General features: G+C 52.7%; 15 protein-coding genes and 1 other annotated feature. All 15 genes read left to right on the forward strand.

The window, feature by feature from the left end; all coding sequences use genetic code 11:
• Nucleotides 1-18 precede the first annotated feature (18 nt).
• Nucleotides 19-1,272, forward strand: coding sequence for a nucleotidyltransferase family protein (locus tag BR86_RS0103815; protein ID WP_031471672.1), 1,254 nt, complete (start codon nt 19-21; stop codon nt 1,270-1,272).
• 449 nt (nt 1,273-1,721) lie between these two features.
• Complete coding sequence (locus BR86_RS0103820; protein ID WP_031471673.1) at nt 1,722-3,137, forward strand: sodium/glutamate symporter family protein; 1,416 nt, start codon at nt 1,722-1,724, stop codon at nt 3,135-3,137.
• A gap of 216 nt (nt 3,138-3,353) precedes the next feature.
• Nucleotides 3,354-4,508 (forward strand): M20 metallopeptidase family protein, encoded by a 1,155-nt coding sequence (locus tag BR86_RS0103825; RefSeq protein ID WP_031471674.1) that lies wholly within the window; start codon nt 3,354-3,356, stop codon nt 4,506-4,508.
• A gap of 19 nt (nt 4,509-4,527) precedes the next feature.
• Nucleotides 4,528-4,725 (forward strand): hypothetical protein, encoded by a 198-nt coding sequence (locus BR86_RS0103830; protein WP_031471675.1) that lies wholly within the window; start codon nt 4,528-4,530, stop codon nt 4,723-4,725.
• A gap of 142 nt (nt 4,726-4,867) precedes the next feature.
• Entirely contained in the window at nt 4,868-6,460 is a 1,593-nt protein-coding gene (locus tag BR86_RS0103835) for an ABC transporter substrate-binding protein (RefSeq protein WP_031471676.1), read from the forward strand.
• Between the two features lie 149 nt (nt 6,461-6,609).
• Complete coding sequence (locus BR86_RS0103840; protein WP_031471677.1) at nt 6,610-7,551, forward strand: ABC transporter permease; 942 nt, start codon at nt 6,610-6,612, stop codon at nt 7,549-7,551.
• A 147-nt stretch (nt 7,552-7,698) separates the two neighbouring features.
• Nucleotides 7,699-8,493 carry an ABC transporter permease gene (locus tag BR86_RS0103845; RefSeq protein WP_031471678.1) on the forward strand — a complete coding sequence of 265 codons (795 nt, stop codon included), beginning with the start codon at nt 7,699-7,701 and terminating at the stop codon, nt 8,491-8,493.
• A 3-nt stretch (nt 8,494-8,496) separates the two neighbouring features.
• Nucleotides 8,497-10,266: a dipeptide ABC transporter ATP-binding protein gene (locus BR86_RS0103850; RefSeq protein ID WP_051684569.1), complete on the forward strand. Its 1,770-nt coding sequence runs from the start codon at nt 8,497-8,499 to the stop codon at nt 10,264-10,266.
• 60 nt (nt 10,267-10,326) lie between these two features.
• Nucleotides 10,327-10,573: a binding site (T-box leader), on the forward strand.
• 186 nt (nt 10,574-10,759) lie between these two features.
• Nucleotides 10,760-11,887 (forward strand): ABC transporter substrate-binding protein, encoded by a 1,128-nt coding sequence (locus BR86_RS0103860; RefSeq protein ID WP_031471681.1) that lies wholly within the window; start codon nt 10,760-10,762, stop codon nt 11,885-11,887.
• Nucleotides 11,888-12,033: 146 nt separating this feature from the next.
• A complete protein-coding gene (locus BR86_RS0103865) occupies nt 12,034-12,993 on the forward strand; it encodes an ABC transporter permease (protein WP_031471682.1) in 960 nt (319 codons plus the stop codon).
• A gap of 2 nt (nt 12,994-12,995) precedes the next feature.
• Nucleotides 12,996-13,808 (forward strand): ABC transporter ATP-binding protein, encoded by an 813-nt coding sequence (locus BR86_RS0103870; RefSeq protein WP_031471683.1) that lies wholly within the window; start codon nt 12,996-12,998, stop codon nt 13,806-13,808.
• A 157-nt stretch (nt 13,809-13,965) separates the two neighbouring features.
• Nucleotides 13,966-14,565 carry a hypothetical protein gene (locus tag BR86_RS0103875; RefSeq protein ID WP_031471684.1) on the forward strand — a complete coding sequence of 200 codons (600 nt, stop codon included), beginning with the start codon at nt 13,966-13,968 and terminating at the stop codon, nt 14,563-14,565.
• Nucleotides 14,566-14,707: 142 nt separating this feature from the next.
• Nucleotides 14,708-15,475, forward strand: a complete 768-nt coding sequence (locus BR86_RS0103880) for a sulfite exporter TauE/SafE family protein (RefSeq protein ID WP_031471685.1) — start codon at nt 14,708-14,710, stop codon at nt 15,473-15,475.
• Nucleotides 15,476-15,841: 366 nt separating this feature from the next.
• A complete protein-coding gene (locus BR86_RS0103885) occupies nt 15,842-16,543 on the forward strand; it encodes an N-acetylmannosamine-6-phosphate 2-epimerase (RefSeq protein WP_031471686.1) in 702 nt (233 codons plus the stop codon).
• Complete coding sequence (locus tag BR86_RS0103890) at nt 16,543-17,403, forward strand: MurR/RpiR family transcriptional regulator (RefSeq protein WP_031471687.1); 861 nt, start codon at nt 16,543-16,545, stop codon at nt 17,401-17,403. Before BR86_RS0103885 ends, BR86_RS0103890 begins: the two co-directional genes overlap by 1 nt.
• The last annotated feature ends 11 nt before the right edge of the window (nt 17,404-17,414 follow it).

The raw sequence follows: 17,414 nt of genomic DNA on the forward strand, positions 1-17,414 counted from the left end.
GATGGTGAGGCACAACCCATGAATCAAAACATTTTCGAAGGAAAGCTGATCGTTACGATGGTCGGAAATACCCTGAGACAGGGGGATTTTCATCCGATCACGCAGGGTCAGGACTGGGAGAGACTTTTCCGCATCGCGGATTATCACAGAGTGGCAGGACTGATTTACTTGTTTCTTCTGGGTTCCCCGATCGAGCTTCCGGATTCGTGGAGATCGAAGTTTTTCGACCGCTATCAGGATGCACTCCGTCATACCTCATCGTATGAAAATGAAGAAAGCGAGATTCTGAACCTGCTGAACCGGCGCGGTGTCAAGGCGACGATTCTGGGCAGCAGTTATATCAAGAAACTCTACGCAATTCCGGAGACGGCCGGGATCACGGCGCTCCGTCTGCTTTTGGACGATAACAGTTATGCGGTTGCCAAAGGCTTTCTGATTGATATGGGATATTCTCTGGAGAAATCATTCCGGGGAGCGGGAGACCGTCTGATTTCGGAGAACGGTTTCGCGGTGGAACTGTATTACAAGGTTCCGTTTGTCACAAAGAATTATCAGAGAGCGATGACAAAGGTTCTGAATGACGCTTATGTGATCGAGGATATGCCGAACATCAAACGGCTGATCCGGGAAGGCACCTATGCGTTTATGGCAGCCGAAATGGTCTGGAAATACTGCACAGATGAATTGAATTTCCGCTGCATGATGGATGTATGGCTGTTTGAGCAGGCATACCGCAGAGAAATGAACCAGAGAATTGTGGCGCAGTATCTGCATCAGTTCCGGATCGAGGATGTCGTGAACCGGCTTCTGACCATTTCTTCCATGTGGTTCGGAAGAAACCGGGAGAGCGAGATGTCGGAAAGCGATCTGATCATCTTTGACGCAATGGAAAAGAGAATTTTCACCAGCGGCGTGGACGGTCAGGAAAAGATCGCCGAAGCGGCTGAGATCCGGCGCGAGATCGAGCGCTACCTGAATATGGAGGAAGAAGTGGAGCGGTCCAGTGCAATCCGGCACTGGTTCCACGATATGGCAGTCGCCCTGATGGATATGATTTATTGGGTCGTACCGCCGTACCAGGAAATGTGTCTGATTTATCCGAAACTGGAGCAGATGCCTTATCTGCTTCCGGGAGCCTGGGTGCTTCGCGGGCTGCAGATGCTCTTCCCTTCCCTTAAGAAGTCAAAAAAGAAAAATGAAGAAAAGCCTGCCGAAGGCATTTTGAAACCGGAGACGAAATCCGCTCCGGAGAATACGGAAAAACCACAGTAACGATTGCACGGTTGAAGATCAGTCCGGGCGCTCCCTGAAAGGGGAGCGTCCTTTTTTTCATAGGAAATTTCTCCGAAATTCCCTATGAAAAAAACACCCCGCGGACTTTGTTCTGGAAAATAGCGCCGTATTTTCTGTGAAACAAACATATATAACTATAAATTATGAATAGAATGAATTGCTGTAATATAGAGCAAATACAACGAGAAAAATCCAAAAAGAAAATGGAAAAGTGAGATATTGCATAATAATGCGCAATTTACGCAAAATTATCAAACAATATTATTGACAAGTGATTGTTGTGGATATATCATACACATAAATGAGATGGATATATGGTATACACGAATCTTTATAACGACGATTTATAGGAATCGATATGGTACCGGTTCCATCTCGTGGGGAAAAAGGGTAGTTGTAAATCGAAAGGGTAAAAGGAGGTAGTGTCTATGACATCTGCTATGCTGACTGACCTGCTGAAGAGTCTCGGACTTCTCGGCGCTGCGCTGCTTCTGGGAACATTTCTCCGCGCAAAGATCGGAGTTTTCCAGAAAACATTCATTCCTGCATCCGTAATCGGCGGATTTCTTCTCCTTCTGATCGGACCGCAGGCACTCAATCTCACCGGTCTTCTCGGTGTTCCTGCTGATTGGTATAATTATTATTCCATGATTCCGGGAATTCTGATCGTTCCGGTTGTAGCCGGCGTTCCGCTGGGACTTCGCCTTGGAAAGGGCGGTGACAGTGAACCGGGATTCATGAAGAACTGTTTCCCGCTGTATTTCATCGCGCTTGGCGTATCTATGGCGCAGTTTGCGGTGGGCTATCTGGTACATACCTTCTTCCAGGGTTCCTTTGATCTGTATGATCAGTTCGGCATTGAGCTCGGTGTCGGCTATGTCGGCGGTCACGGAACAGCAGGAACACTCGGCAACACTCTGAAGGAAATGAACCTTCCGTACTGGGAGATCTCACAGGGTGTATCCACCACAACCGCAACCTTCGGTATCGTCGGCGGTATCCTGATCGGTATTGTCCTGATCAACTGGGCGGCAAGAACCGGACAGACACAGATGCTTTCCAAACCGGCTGATATTCCGGTTGAGTTCCGTCAGGGTTATCATTCCGACCCGGCAAAGCAGAATTCCTGCGGACGTGAGACAACACAGTCTTCTTCCATCGATGCGCTGGCATTCCACGCATCTCTGATCTTCCTTGCCTGCGGCGCGGCTTATCTCTGTGTTCAGGCGACCAAGGCAGCAAAAATTCCGGTGCTCAGCTCCATCTCCGTATGGGCTTACGGAATGATCTGTATGTTTATTATCTGGGGTATCATCTGCAAGCTGAAATGTGATTTCCTGGTAGACGGCGCGGTGAAGAGCCACATCACCGGATCCTTTACCGAGTTTGCGGTAACCGGCGCGGTTGCATCTCTTCCGATCAAGGCTGTTGCCGCATACATTGTTCCGATCATCGTTATGTGTGTCATCGGCTATGTGGTAACCACCGGATTCCTTGTATTCTTCTGCAAGAAGTACCTCAAGGGTTACTGGTTCGAGCAGATGGTAGGAACACTCGGAATGGCGACCGGCGTATTCATCACCGGAGTTCTTCTCCTCCGTATCTGTGATCCGGATCTGAAGAGCCCGGCACTGGCAAGCTATTCGCTGTCTTACACGGTAATGAGTGTAACGTATTTCGCACTGCTGAATATGTTCATTACTCTTCCGACAACACACGGCGTCATGACCGCAGTGATAGTGGCATGCGGCATCACACTGGCATGCGTCATCGGAGCCATTGCATCGAGCAGGATCTGCTTTGGCAAAGTTGAGAACAAAGAAGGAACAAAGGCAGCGGGTTAATGTTGAGATGAATCGGGAGGCACTGCAGGGATGCGGTGTCTCCTGATCATTTTAGATTATCGGAAGAAATCGGAAAAGTCTCCTTGATTCGGGTCCGGTAAATCCGGCTTAATGAAAATGTTAAAACTAATTAATGTGACAGGGTGTCATTTTGCCGTATGATACATATATCGATGCTCAGGTCTTAGAAATGGAATTATGCAGGAGGTATCAAACATGAAGGAAAGGCTGTTAGAGGAGGCAAAGCATATCGAGCCGGAGCTGATCCGTATTCGCAGAGCGTTTCACGAGGAGCCGGAGATCAGTCGTCACGAAGTGAAAACGGCGGAAAAGATCCGGACCGGAGTAGCCGGGAACGGTATTCTGGCAGATCTGGACGGAGGAAAACAGGGAAAGAAGATTGCGCTCCGCGCAGATATGGACGCACTTTCGATTCAGGAGGAGACCGGTCTGCCCTTTGCTTCGAAGAACGACGGCGTGATGCATGCCTGCGGCCATGACAATCACATGACCTGCCTTCTCGGTGCAGCGATGATCCTGAAAAAATACCAGTCAGAACTGCCGGGAAGTGTACGGCTGATCTTCCAGCCGGCGGAGGAGCTTTCCCCGACCGGCGGTTCCCGTGCCATGATTTCCGAAGGTGCGCTGGAAGATGTGGATGCGGTCTTCGGTCTCCATGTATTTCCGGACTGTACGGCAGGAAAGATCGCCGTCAAGGTGGGACCGCAGATGGCAGCCAGCGATCATTTTTCTATTCAGATCACCGGGGCAAGCTCACATGGGGCAATGCCGCATCAGGGCAAAGATGCGCTCCTGGCAGGCGCCCAGTTTGTGACCGCGGTACAGAACATCGTCAGCCGCAACACCGATCCGCTGGAGCCGTGTGTTGTCACCATCGGCATTATGAAGGCCGGAACCCGCTACAACATCGTTCCGGGAGAGTGCTATCTGGAGGGAACGGTTCGCACTTATTCGCCGGAAGTCCGGGCGACGGCAAAGAGGCGTCTTCGGGAAGTGCTGGACGGAATCTGCCTTGCCATGGGCTGCAGGGGAGAACTCAATTATGAGGATGGATACTGCGCACTGCGCAATGACCCGGTGAAGACGGAGTATATGCACGGCGTGATCCGGGATCTGTTCGGCGCGGAGAATGATCTGACACCGGAGAAACCGGCGATGACGGCCGAAGATTTCGCCTTCTATCTTGAAGAGAAGCCGGGGGCATTTGCATGGCTCGGAACCCAGGCGGAGGACGATCCGGAAGTATGGCCGCTGCACAGCAGCCGATATAAGGCCAATGAAGCTGTTCTCTGGAGAGGAGCCGCATTCCTTGCGGGACTCGTGATGGAGAGCGAATCGATGAAGGATTGATATCCCGCTGTGGCAGGCGGTGTACAGAATTTGGAATTTCCTCTTCCGGAAGGATGGAAGACAGACAGGCTGGCTGGATGGATGGAGCGCGGCTCCGGAAATCTGCCCGCAGAATCCGGCCGGAAGCAGTAATGGAAGCATCAATGAAGAACTCAGACTCACCCCGATACCGGCGGTATTTTCCAGAATACTTGTCGGCATCGGGGTGTATTTATAAAGGGGAAGGCGGATATCAATGAATGAAAATGATGAATTGATGCAGAATCTGTCTTTTACTTGATTTTTTTTTGTGATTTGTTACAATGCAAATTGACAATTTCATAATGAGAGACTATTACGAAACGAGAGGTAATTCAACCATGAAAAAGTCACTTCTTTCGGGAGTCGCAGTCGCAGCTCTGTCTGCAGCACTCTGTGCATGCGGAGGCGGCAAGACAGCAGAGACAGGCGCGCAGGAGACGGTAACGTCCGGCGCAGCCGCGGAGTCCATTGGAGAAGGATCTTCTGCAGCAAGTAATTCTCTTTCAGAAAAACCAGCACCAGGCGGTAAGGTTGTATTCGGTATGACCCAGGACCTGGCTAGTCTTGACCCCCATGTAGATACGGACGCAGGAACTAGAGATGTGGTATTTAATTTGTACGAGGGGCTTGTCAAGCCATCCTCGACCGGTGAAATGATCCCGGCCGTTGCGAGTGATTATAAGATTTCCGATGACGCGAAAACGTACACCTTTACGCTGCGCGACGGAATCAAATTCTCCGATGGCACGCCGGTTACGACAGATGATGTAAAATACAGTCTCGAACGATATGCGGAGAATCAGGGCGATTCATCCGCTTTTTCTAATATTGCGGACATTTCTGCGAAGGACGGTAAGATCGTGCTGACACTGAAAGAGGCCGATGCAGAACTTCTTCCGCTTATGGATGTTGCGATCATCCCGCAGAAAAACCAGGATCCGGCAAAGAGCCCCATCGGAACCGGCCCGTTCAAGTTTGAATCCTACACACCGGGTGAGGGCATCTGCATGACCAGAAATGAGAATTACTGGCAGGAAGGCCTTCCGTATCTCGATGAGGTGGATTTCAAGTTTGTGCCGGACGTGGAGACCGAGTTTATGGATCTTCAGGCCGGAACCATCGACATCATGAAGTATATGACCAGCGATCAGATCGAGACGCTGGGAGCGGACAGCAATTATAACATTGTGGAGGGAAGCATGAATCTGGTACAGGGTCTGTACCTCAGCTCTTCCTATGAGCCGCTTTCCAAGCCGGAAGTCCGCCAGGCACTCAGCTATGCCATCGACCGCGATGCCATCAACCAGTTCCTGTTCAACGGAAAGAGCAAGGTGATCGGCACGCACATGATTCCGGCGATGTCTTCACTCTACAACAAGGATTGTGACGGCGTTTATACGCGCGATGTCGAGAAGGCAAAAGAACTTTTAAAGGCAGCAGGATATGAGAACGGATTTGATCTGACCATCACGGTTCCGAACTCTTATCAGCAGCACATTGATACGGCAACCATCATCAAGGAACAGTTCGCGGAGATCGGCGTCAATGTCACACTGAATCCGGTGGAGTGGTCCGATTGGCTGCAGAACACCTACCGCGGCGGAAACTTCCAGGCCACCGTCATTGGTTTTGACGGAACACTTGCTCCGGCAAGCTGGCTGAAGAAGTATACCACAAATGCTTCCAATAACTTTGTTCATTACTCCAACAGCGAGTATGACGAGACTTATGCGAAGGCGGCTGCTTCCGTGGATCAGGAGGAGAAGACGGAACTTTACAAGAAGTGCCAGAAGATTCTGACCGACGATGCCGCTTCGGTGTATATTCAGGACCCGGCAAATCTGGTTGCAGTGAACAAGAAATTTGCCGGCTACACATTCTATCCGACATCTGCAGAGGATATGAGTGTGCTTTATCAGGTTTCCAAGTAATCGGAGAATGATAAAGCCGGGGCGGATCAGCCCCGCAAAAAGCAGAAAACTGAGGTTAGACGCAAAGTCTTTGTGTGAGACTTTGCGATGAATAGAAAGTCGAAATGCATCGGGACCTGTCACCCCGACGAATCAGGAGAAACGAGGACATGAAAAAAATTATCCGTAAAATTATCACTCTCATTATCACATTGTTATGTATCTCGTTTCTCACTTTTTCGGCTTTTGCCATCATTCCGGGAGATGCTGCGGCGAATAAGCTCGGCAAAGAGGCGACCGCCGAGAGAATCGAGCAGCTCCGGGAAGAGATGGGGCTGAATGATCCGCTCCCGGTCCGCTACGGAAGATGGCTGTCCGGTGCAGTACAGGGGGATTTCGGCGAGTCGTACCGTTATGACGGAAGAACGGTGCAGTCCCTGATTGCAAGGAGACTTCCGATCACGGTGCTTCTCGCGGGCATCTCGCTCGTCATTATCATTATCGTATCCGTACCGCTGGGGATTCTGAGCGCCCGGTTTTCCGGCCGGTTTGTGGACATTTTCAGTTCACAGCTGACGCAGGTGATCATGGCGGTACCGTCTTTCTTTCTGGGAATTCTGATGACGTACGTGTTCGGTCTGGTTCTTCACTGGTACCAGCCCGGAAAATTCGTCTCCCCGGATGAGAATCTGTGGGCTTCCCTGCATTATCTGTTTTTCCCGGCGCTTGCCATCGCACTTCCGAAGATTGCGATGACCATGCGTTTTCTGCGGAATTCCGTGCTGACGGAGATGCGCAAAGACTATGTCCGCACGGCCACCAGCAAGGGAATGGATGAAAACCGCATTCTGTATCACCATGTATTGAAAAATGCGCTGATACCGGTCGTCACCTTTGTGGCGATGGTTGTGGCGGAGATTCTGGCCGGATCGCTGGTTGTGGAGCAGGTATTCTCGGTTCCGGGAATCGGCATTCTGCTGATCAGCTCCATTTCGAGCCGCGATTATCCGGTTGTTCAGGCGCTTGTCATCTACATCACCAGTGTCGTCGTGATTCTGAATTTCCTGGTGGATGTGATCTATGAAGCGCTGGATCCGAGAGTCCGCGTGTAAAGCGGTTGACGTGCAGAATCCGATAGACGATACGCATCGCTTGAAGCCGCGCGGATGCCGGGCAGAATCCGGCAGTGAACGCTGCTGCGGCCGGAGCGCACAGGATGCGAGCAAGTCAAAACCTTAAACCAGCATCGGGAGAGAGAAATGAAACGCAATTATAATCTGATCATCGGCCTCGCCATCACGTCCGTTTTTCTGGTGATGGCGGTGGTGGGTCAGTTCTGGACACCCTATAATGTTACATCCATGAATTCCGCCGCAGCGAAGCTTGCGCCGAGCATGGCACATCTGATGGGCACCGACAAATTCGGAAGAGATGTCTTCAGCCGGATCATGAACGGCAGCGGGACGACCTTTTTTGTCGCCATCTGTGTTGTCATGATCGGTGTGTTTTTCGGGACCATCATCGGAGCGCTGACCGGATATTTCGGCGGCCTGTTTGACAACGTTGTGATGCGGATCAACGATATCCTGTTATCTTTTCCGAGCATTCTTCTGGCACTGATCTTCATCAGTCTGTTCGGATCGGGGCGTTACCGCGTAATCATCGCGCTCGGCGTTCTGTTTGTGCCGAGTTTTGCCCGGATTGTTCGCAGCGAGGTCATCCGTGCGAAAGAACTGGATTATGTCAAGAGCGCGAAGATCATCGGTGTCTCCACGCCGCGCATCATTTTTGCACATATCCTGCCGAACGGGTGGGTGAGCATGCTGACCAGCAGTGCGATCGGTTTCAACAATGCGGTTCTGGCCGAGGCATCCATGAGTTATCTCGGTCTCGGCGTTCAGCCGCCGGAGCCGAGCCTTGGACTGATGCTCTCGGAGTCTCAGGCGTCCCTGTTCAATATGCCGTGGTGCGCGATTTTTCCGGGACTGACGATTATTATGATTATTCTCGGCTTCAGTCTGATCGCTGAGGGCCTGAGAAGGATGCAGGAGTAAGTTATGGATGAGTTATTGTTGCAGGTGAAGGATCTCACCGTCAGTTTCCCGGGAAGAAAAAAAGGCGATCCGCGCGAGACAGCGGTGAACCATCTGAGTTTTGACATTCACCGGGGAGAGATTGTCGGCGTTGTGGGAGAGTCCGGATCCGGCAAATCCCTCAGTGCGCTTTCCATCATGGATCTTCTGCCGAAAGATGCGAGAATCGACGCGGGGGAGATTCTGTTCGAGGGTGAGGATCTCCTGAAAATGCCGCCGGAAACGCGCCGGAAACTCAAGGGTTTCAAGATGGGCATGGTGTTTCAGGAACCGATGACGAGTCTCAATCCGGTGATGAAGATCGAAGAGCAGGTGGGAGAAAACCTGGCGCTTCACACGGACTGCAGGCCGGATGAGATTCACGCACGGGTGGTGGAGGCGCTGTGCTCCGTCGGACTGGAGGATGCGGAATTGATCTGCCGGAAGTATCCCCATGAGCTCTCCGGCGGAATGCGTCAGAGGGTCATGCTGGCGCTGGCGGCGATCTGTTCTCCGGACCTGATCATCGCCGATGAGCCGACGACTGCTCTGGACGTTGTGGTTCAGGAACAGATCCTGAATCTTCTGCGCAAATACAACCGCGAAAAACATGTGGCGATCCTGTTCATTTCCCATGATCTGAATGTTATCCGCCGGCTCTGTGAGCGGACGATCGTTGTGTATCACGGGGATATCGTGGAGCAGGGAAATACCGTAGAGGTCATGGAACACCCGCAGCATGAGTACACGAAAACGCTGGTGGCGCGGATTCCGGAGCGGCACGAGGACGGCGAGAACACGGAAAATGTGCTGAGCCTCGAGCACCTGGATGTGTACTATGAGGTGGGAGGGAGTCTTTTCCGCCGCAAGAGCCGCAAACATGTGATTCATGACATGAGCTTTAACGTCCATGACGGCGAGATCCTCGGCATTGTGGGAGAGAGCGGATGCGGAAAGAGCACACTCTCCAAGGTGATTCTGGGGCTTCACAAGGACTACACCGGAACCATCCGGATGCGGGAAGGACTTCGCCCACAGATGGTATTTCAGGATCCGTTCGGTTCCCTGAATCCGGCCAGAAAGATCGGCTGGATCATGGAGGAACCTCTGAAGGTGCGCGGAATCCGGGACGCGGAGGAGCGCAAGAGAATGGTTCGGGAAATGCTGGAGGACTGCGGCCTCGATCCGTCCTTTGCGGACCGGTATCCGCGGGAACTCTCCGGCGGACAGCGGCAGAGAATCAGCATCGGCACAGCCCTTTTGATGGATACCGGATTTATCATCGCGGATGAACCGGTCTCCGCGCTGGATGTCACGGTTCAGTCGCAGATTATCAAGCTGATTATGGATCTGCACGAGAAGAAACACACCACAATCATGTTCATTTCCCACGATCTGGATCTGGTGCGCCGCATCTGCCGCCGGGTTCTGGTCATCTACCGCGGCGAGATCGTGGAGGCGGGACGGTCGTCGGAAGTTTATGAGAATCCGGCGCATCCGTACACAAAAATGCTGCTCGCGGCTACGAGGGATGACGACCGGATGCGTATGACGTCGTCTCTGATTGAGAAGACGCAGGATGCGGACGTCAAGGTCCCGGAGAATTTCCCGGGATGCCCGTTCATTCTCCGCTGTGCAAAGCACGGAGAGGACTGTGCGCGCCGCAAGCCGGATATCGTTTCTCTGAGCAGCCGCCATTCCGCACGATGCACCTATGCCGGCGGAAAAAAGGATGGAGAGGACGCCTCACTTTAAAACTTTAAAGAAATATCATAAAAGGTATTGACAAATGTATCCGCTGAGTTTATGATGCACACATAACCGATGAGAAAGAGGAGTAAGTTTCACAGGAACTTTTCAGAGAGCGGTGCATATGGTGTGAGCACGGCAGGGGATGTGATTCCGAATGGACTTTCGAGGGCACTCAGGAAAGCCGGGCCGGCTGTATGGAGTGACGGAGACCGCAACCGTTATCTTAGCGGCATGTATGTTGGTACATGAGATGAGAGGACCGGAAGGTCAATTTGGGTGGTACCGCGGATTTTATCAATTCGTCCCAGACGCAGGAGACTGTGTCTGGGGCTTTTTTCATTTCACAGGAAAGTGCTTTGCATTTCCTGCGAAATGAAAGCGCTTTGCGAGGATGCGCACGCCGCTGAAATGGAAGATGCTTCGCAAAAAGCAGACCGGCGCCCGGCAGAAGATCCTGCAGACACGATTCATGATCATCATCAGGAGGAGAAAAACTATGAAGAGACGCAATCTGACAGCAGCACTTGTAATGGGAACGATGGCAGCAGGATTACTCACCGGATGCGGCGGCGCACAGAAGACTGCCGAGACCGCGGCTTCTACTGCCGCAGCGGAAACCGCAGTTTCTTCCGAGGCGGAAACCGCGGGGGAAACCACACAGGGCGCTGCCGGAAAGAAGGAATTCAAGGTCGGAATCGTTCAGTTCATGGATCATCCGTCCTTAAATCAGATTGAAGAGAATCTGGAAAAAGAACTTGATAAGATTGCACAGGAAAAAGGCGTAACTTTCAACTACAAAGATTATACACACAACGGGCAGGGAGATGCGACGATCCTGAATCAGATCGGTTCCCAGCTCATCGCGGACGAGGTTGACGTGATCGTTCCGATTGCAACACCGGCGGCACAGGTAATGCAGTCCGCGGCGGAAGACTCCGCAACCCCGATCGTGTTCAGCGCCGTTTCCGATCCGGTTGGCGCAAAGCTGGTGGCAGATATGAAGAAACCGGGGGCCAATATCACCGGAACCTCGGATGCGCTGAATACCAACGCGATCATGGATCTGATCGTGGCACTCAACCCGGAGGCCAGAAAGATCGGTCTCCTCTACTCGAAGAGTGAGGACAGCTCCGCACAGCCGATTGCCGATGCGAAAAAATATCTGGATGGAAAGGGCATCCAATATGTGGAGAAGACCGGAACGACTTCGGATGAGGTTTCCGCAGCGGTTGATGCGCTGATTGCCGAGGGTGTGGATGCGGTATTCACCCCGACAGACAACACGGTACAGAGCGCGGAACTCGGTTTCTATGAGAAACTCGCCGAGGCCGGGATCCCGCACTACGCCGGCGCGGATTCCTTCGCACTCAACGGCGCCTTCTGCGGATACGGTGTGGATTACGCAAACCTCGGCGTCGCAACCGCGGACATGGTGGCGGAGATTCTTGTAGACGGCAAGAAACCGGCAGAGACAGCCGTACAGACCTTTGACAACGGCATCGCAACGGTGAACACCGATACCGCAGCAGCGATCGGCATCGATCTGGCACAGGTCAAGACCGCGTTTACCCCGTTCTGCACACAGATTGCCGAGATCAAGACACAGAAGGAATTTAAAAAGTAAGAGTCGAAACACTCAAATTATGGTATGATCACTGTCGGGAACATTCGTGAAACAATGTTCCCGACAGGTGTGTTTACGCGATACAGGGCTTCGGCGGTGTCAGCACGCGGAGCTTTGACAGATATTGGATACACGGAGGTCACAACATGACTGGATTTCTCACTGCGGGGATCGTCACGACGGCATTTGAAGTCGGCCTGATCTACGCACTGGTTGCATTGTCTTTATTTATCAGTTTCACGATTCTGAATATCTGCGATTTGTCCACAGACGGATGCTATACATTCGGATGCGCGGTCGGAGCGGTGGTCACCATCGCCGGACATCCGATTCTCGCGATCTTTGCGGCGATGCTCGCCGGTATTCTATCCGGAGCGGTTACGGCAGTTCTTCAGACCAAGTTCGGCGTCCAGTCCATTCTGGCCGGCATCATCGTCAACACCGCGCTCTATACCGTGAATCTGGCCGTGATGGGATTCTCCTCCAACTTGTCTATTTTCGGAACCGACACGGTTTTTTCTCTGGTGAAGGGGATCTCGGAGAACGCGGCCTGGAGACAGTGGAGTTCTCTGATCTTTCTAACGGTTCTGGTGCTCGGAATCTGCTTTCTGTTAAAGGAGTTCCTGCGGACAAGACTCGGACTTTCCCTTCGCGCCACCGGTGACAGCCCGGCGATGGTGCGTGCATCCTCCATCAATCCGGCATTTACCGTCACGGTGGGTCTGTGCGTATCGAATTCGCTGACCGGACTTGCAGGATGTCTGATCGGACAGTACAATAAGACCTGCGACATCAATCTCGGAACGGGCATGGTTACCATCGCGCTGGCGTCCCTGATCATCGGAGAGAGCATGACGGGCCGCTGCCGCAGAATGCTGCCGAAGATCCTGGGCGTGGTGCTCGGATCCTGCCTTTACCGCTTTATCATTGCCGTTGCGCTCCGCCTCAATGTTCCGACGGAGGCCTTCAAACTGGTTTCCGCTGTCATTGTCGCGGCGGCCATCGTAGTGCCGAAGGCAAAAGTGATGCTTCGGAAGAACGGCACAAGGAGACGTCTGGCGGCCGGCGCCGCAGCGCAGGCAGATGACGGAGGTATCGGGAAATGAGTATGCTTAAGATTACGAACATCAGCAAGACGTTCAATGCCGGTTCCGTCAACGAGAAACTTGCGCTTGACCGCCTCAGCCTGACGATGAATCAGGGGGACTTTGCGACGATCGTCGGCTCGAACGGCGCCGGGAAGTCGACGCTGTTCAACGCAATTGCCGGCGCATTTGAGACCGACGACGGATTCATTGAGCTGGACGGACGGGACATCACCTTTGAGAAAGAGCATAAGCGAAGCCGTTACATCGGACGCCTTTTTCAGGATCCGATGATGGGAACCGCGCCGCACATGACCATCGAAGAGAATCTTGCGGTCGCGTATCTGCGCGCGTCGGAGGGAACACATTTTCTCAGCAGAGTCTCCAAAAAAGAGAGAGAGCGGTTTCGCGAGAAACTTGCGCTTTTGAATATGGGGCTGGAAGACCGTATGGAGAATCCGGTAGGCCTTTTGTCCGGAGGACAGCGACAGGCACTGACGCTTCTGATGGCGACACTGGTTACGCCGAAGCTTCTGCTTCTGGATGAGCATACGGCGGCGCTGGATCCGGCGACGGCGGAAAAAGTCCTGGATCTCACGAAAACGATTGTAAAAGAAAAGAACATTACCTGCCTGATGGTTACGCACAATATGAATCAGGCGCTGGAGCTCGGCAACCGCACGCTGATGATGAATGCCGGGCGCATTGTCTTTGACGTATCCGGTGAGGAGCGCAGGGACATGACGGTCGATGACCTGCTTCAGAAATTCGCGGCCGGGGCAGGGGAGGATTTCAATAACGACCGTATCCTGCTTTCCACAAAGCAGAATACCTGATCTGCGGGCGATGAGTCCGGTCTCATGCCTGCAGAAAGCCCGATCGGATGCTGTGATACCGGAGTCGCGCGCAAAGCGTGAGAGAAGGGAACGGCCGCAGGGCATACGTGTTGAGGCATGAAACCGGACATGGTTTCATGCGGGAAATGGAGCAGACATGAGAGAGAGCAGAAAGAGAGATCAGAAACCGGTCCGGGCGTCACACCTCGGAAGCGTGGTTCTCGGTGCGATCGCCGGGATGACGGTGATCGTGGTTGTGGCGAGTGCAGCGGCCACTATTTTTCCGGAGGTGTTTCAGCTTCGGGATGTCCGGGTGGAGACCGAGGCTCCGGAGGTTGCGACCCTTCCGCCGGAGAAAGAGGACGATTTCGTGATCTCTCATGAGACGGAAGCGGCAGAGACCGCGGCAGCGGAGACGACGGCGGAGGAGAGTTCGGAAGCGGATCTTGCGGCAGAAGCACAGAAGGCGGCAGAAGAGGCGGCCAAAGAAGCGGCCACAAGGGCCGGCGTGACGGAAGCCGGGGGACCGGCGTCAGAGACGACAGGGGCCCGCGAAGCGTCGAAAGAGACGAAGGCGGAGGGACCGGCCGGACCGGGCGCCGAGACCGATTCTCCGGGGGCAAGAGAGAAGAAGGAAGCCGCGAAAGAAGAAAAGAAAGAAAACGGAAAAGCAACAGAAAACGTGACGCCGGGCAGCGGAAAAACGGAGGAGAACCCCGGCGGAGGAAATATTGCAGGACCGGGGGCGGTCGGTTGACACGGCCCGCGGAAGGATTGATACGAGTTTGTGAATGCGGGAGCAGACCGGTGTTTTGCTCCCGCAAAATGATGTTTCTCCCCGGATATGACGGGAGAGTTTGGCGGTCGGGAAAAGACCGAGGTTAGAATAGGAGAGAATTATGGAACTTACCTGGATACAGTTTGCGGTTATTCTGCCGCTGGTCGGTCTGGCCGGCTTTGTCGATGCAATTGCCGGAGGAGGAGGCCTGATCTCTCTTCCGGCCTATATGATCGGCGGACTTCCGCCGCACGCCGCCATTGCGACGAATAAGCTCAGCTCCTGTATGGGAACATCGGTCGCGACCGCCAATTACATCAAAAAGGGATTTGTGAACTGGAAGTATGCGGGAGCCGGCGCGGTCTGCGCTCTGGTCGGATCCTCGATTGGCGCCAACATAGCTCTGATGATCAGCGATCACATCCTGAAGGTGGCCATGCTGTTCCTTCTGCCCGCGATTGCGGTTTATCTGGCGAAAAAGAAGGACTTTTCCCCGATCGGCTCGGAGCCGTCGGAAAAGGCAAAATGGCTGATCACTGCGGCAGCGGGTCTGATTATCGGTATGTATGACGGAATGTACGGACCGGGAACGGGAACCTTTCTTCTGCTGATTCTCACCGGCTTTGCACATATGAAGCTGACGGAGGCCAACGGTGCGACCAAAGTGATCAATCTGACGACCAATGTCGCCTCCCTTGCGGTCTATGTGCTGAACGGCCAGACGATCATTCTTCTTGGACTGTGTGCCGGCGTGTGCAACATGATCGGCAACTATCTCGGGTCGAATTTCTTCAGCAGTAAAGGCGCAGGTGCGGTTCGGCCGATTATGTTCATCGTTCTGGGAATTTTCTTTGTGAAAGTGCTGTATGATCTTCATCTGTTCGGCTGACCGGGCAACTGGCGAAATGCAGGAAAGACGGTTTGTGTAAGACCGCCTTTCCTGCATTTTTCATGTTTCATAGGAAATTTCTCCGAAATTCTCTATGAAATAAAACGCTCCGCGTGGGCGCGCACGCCGGGGATGGCAGAGGTCATCTCACGGTGACCGGGGGGCGTGCAGGTGGATGATACTTTTCTGTCAATTCTTTCAAAACTTTCGCTGCATTGTGCATGAATTACAATTTTAAACCGGCAAAATCGGGCAAAAAATGTGCAATGAGGGCAAAAACTGAAAATGCTTTCAAAATTTCGAAGCACTGTTGAAAATAATTTCAAACAAACCTATACTGAACTTACCAAGCCAAAGGAGGAGAACATGAACGAGAAAGTGAAACAGATGCAGGACAGTCTGATTGTATCCTGTCAGGCACTGGAACATGAACCGCTCCATTCTTCTTTCATCATGGGCCGTATGGCAAAAGCCGCCAAAGAGGGCGGCGCCAGGGGGATCCGGGCAAACACGGTGGAGGATATCCTTGAGATCCGCAAGAATGTGGATCTGCCGGTCATCGGCATTATCAAGAGGGATTATCCGGACTGTGATGTCTACATCACGCCGACGATGAAGGAAGTGGATGAGCTGATGGCGGTAAAGCCGGAGATCATCGCACTGGATGCGACCAAACGTCCGAGACCGGACGGGAAAACGCTGGATGAGTTTTTCCGGGAGGTACGGCGCAAATATCCGGATCAGCTGTTTATGGCGGACTGTTCCTCGATTGAGGAGGCGCTCCACGCCGACGAGATCGGATTCGATTTTCTGGGAACGACGATGGTAGGTTACACACCTTACACGAAGGATGAGCACATTGAAAGCCATACCTTTGAGATTATTCGTCAGATCCTGAAAAAAGCAAAACATCCGGTCATCGCGGAGGGAAACATTGATACACCGGAGAAGGCGCGCGAAGTTCTGGATCTGGGCTGCTACGCGGTTGTGGTAGGCGGTGCGATTACAAGACCGCAGAATATCACTCGGAGATTTGTGGAAGCTGTCAATGACAGACCAAGGTACTGATGGAAAAATACGAACATAGTCTTTTGCCGAAGATTGAGGCGAATTACAGCGAGTTTACCAATATCGAAAAGAATATAGCCGCGTTCTTTCTGAGAGATGATTATCTTCCGGGAAATGATTATACGGCGGATTCGGTGTGCAGGAAACTCTATGTTTCACCGGCATCACTGACGCGTTTCTCAAAAAAACTCGGATTTACCGGTTACCGGGAATTCATCTATGAGTATCAGAGTGAGCGCAGAAACCGGCGGCCGGACAGCAAAGATACGGAGATCGTTCTGGATACCTATCAGGAAATGCTGACGAAGGCGTACAGTCTGATCGACCAGGATCAGATCGACCGGATCATCCGGAGCATTCGATCGCACCGCAGAATCTTTATCTACGGACTCGGAAGCTCGGGACTGGCGGCGCAGGAGTTCAAAAACCGCTTCGTGCGGCTGGGCGTTGATGCGGATGCGGTGGTGGACTCCCACTCTCTTCTGATGAATGCCGCAAGGCTTGGGGAAGAGGCACTGGTTATCGGAATCAGTTACAGCGGTGCGACGGAAGAGGTCATCGATGCCATGTATAAGGCCGTCAAGCGCGGCGGGGAGACAATTCTGATCACTTCGAGAAATGACAACTCATTTCAGGAGCTGTTCAACGAGGTTGTTCTCTGTGCGGTCAAAAAGAATCTGGAGTACGGAGATCTGATCTCTCCGCAGTTTCCGGTTCTCGTGCTGATCGACCGGATCTACGCGGGTTATGTCCGTGAAAACAATCAGAACAAGCAGATTTATGATGAAACGGTAGAACAGTTTGTCGACCGCTACATCAAATTCGATCAGAAGATCGATTTCGAAAACAAAGACAGGTAAAAGGGGAATTG

Origin of the sequence: [Clostridium] aminophilum DSM 10710, from assembly GCF_000711825.1 — a bacterium.
Lineage (GTDB): Bacteria > Bacillota > Clostridia > Lachnospirales > Lachnospiraceae > Clostridium_R > Clostridium_R aminophilum.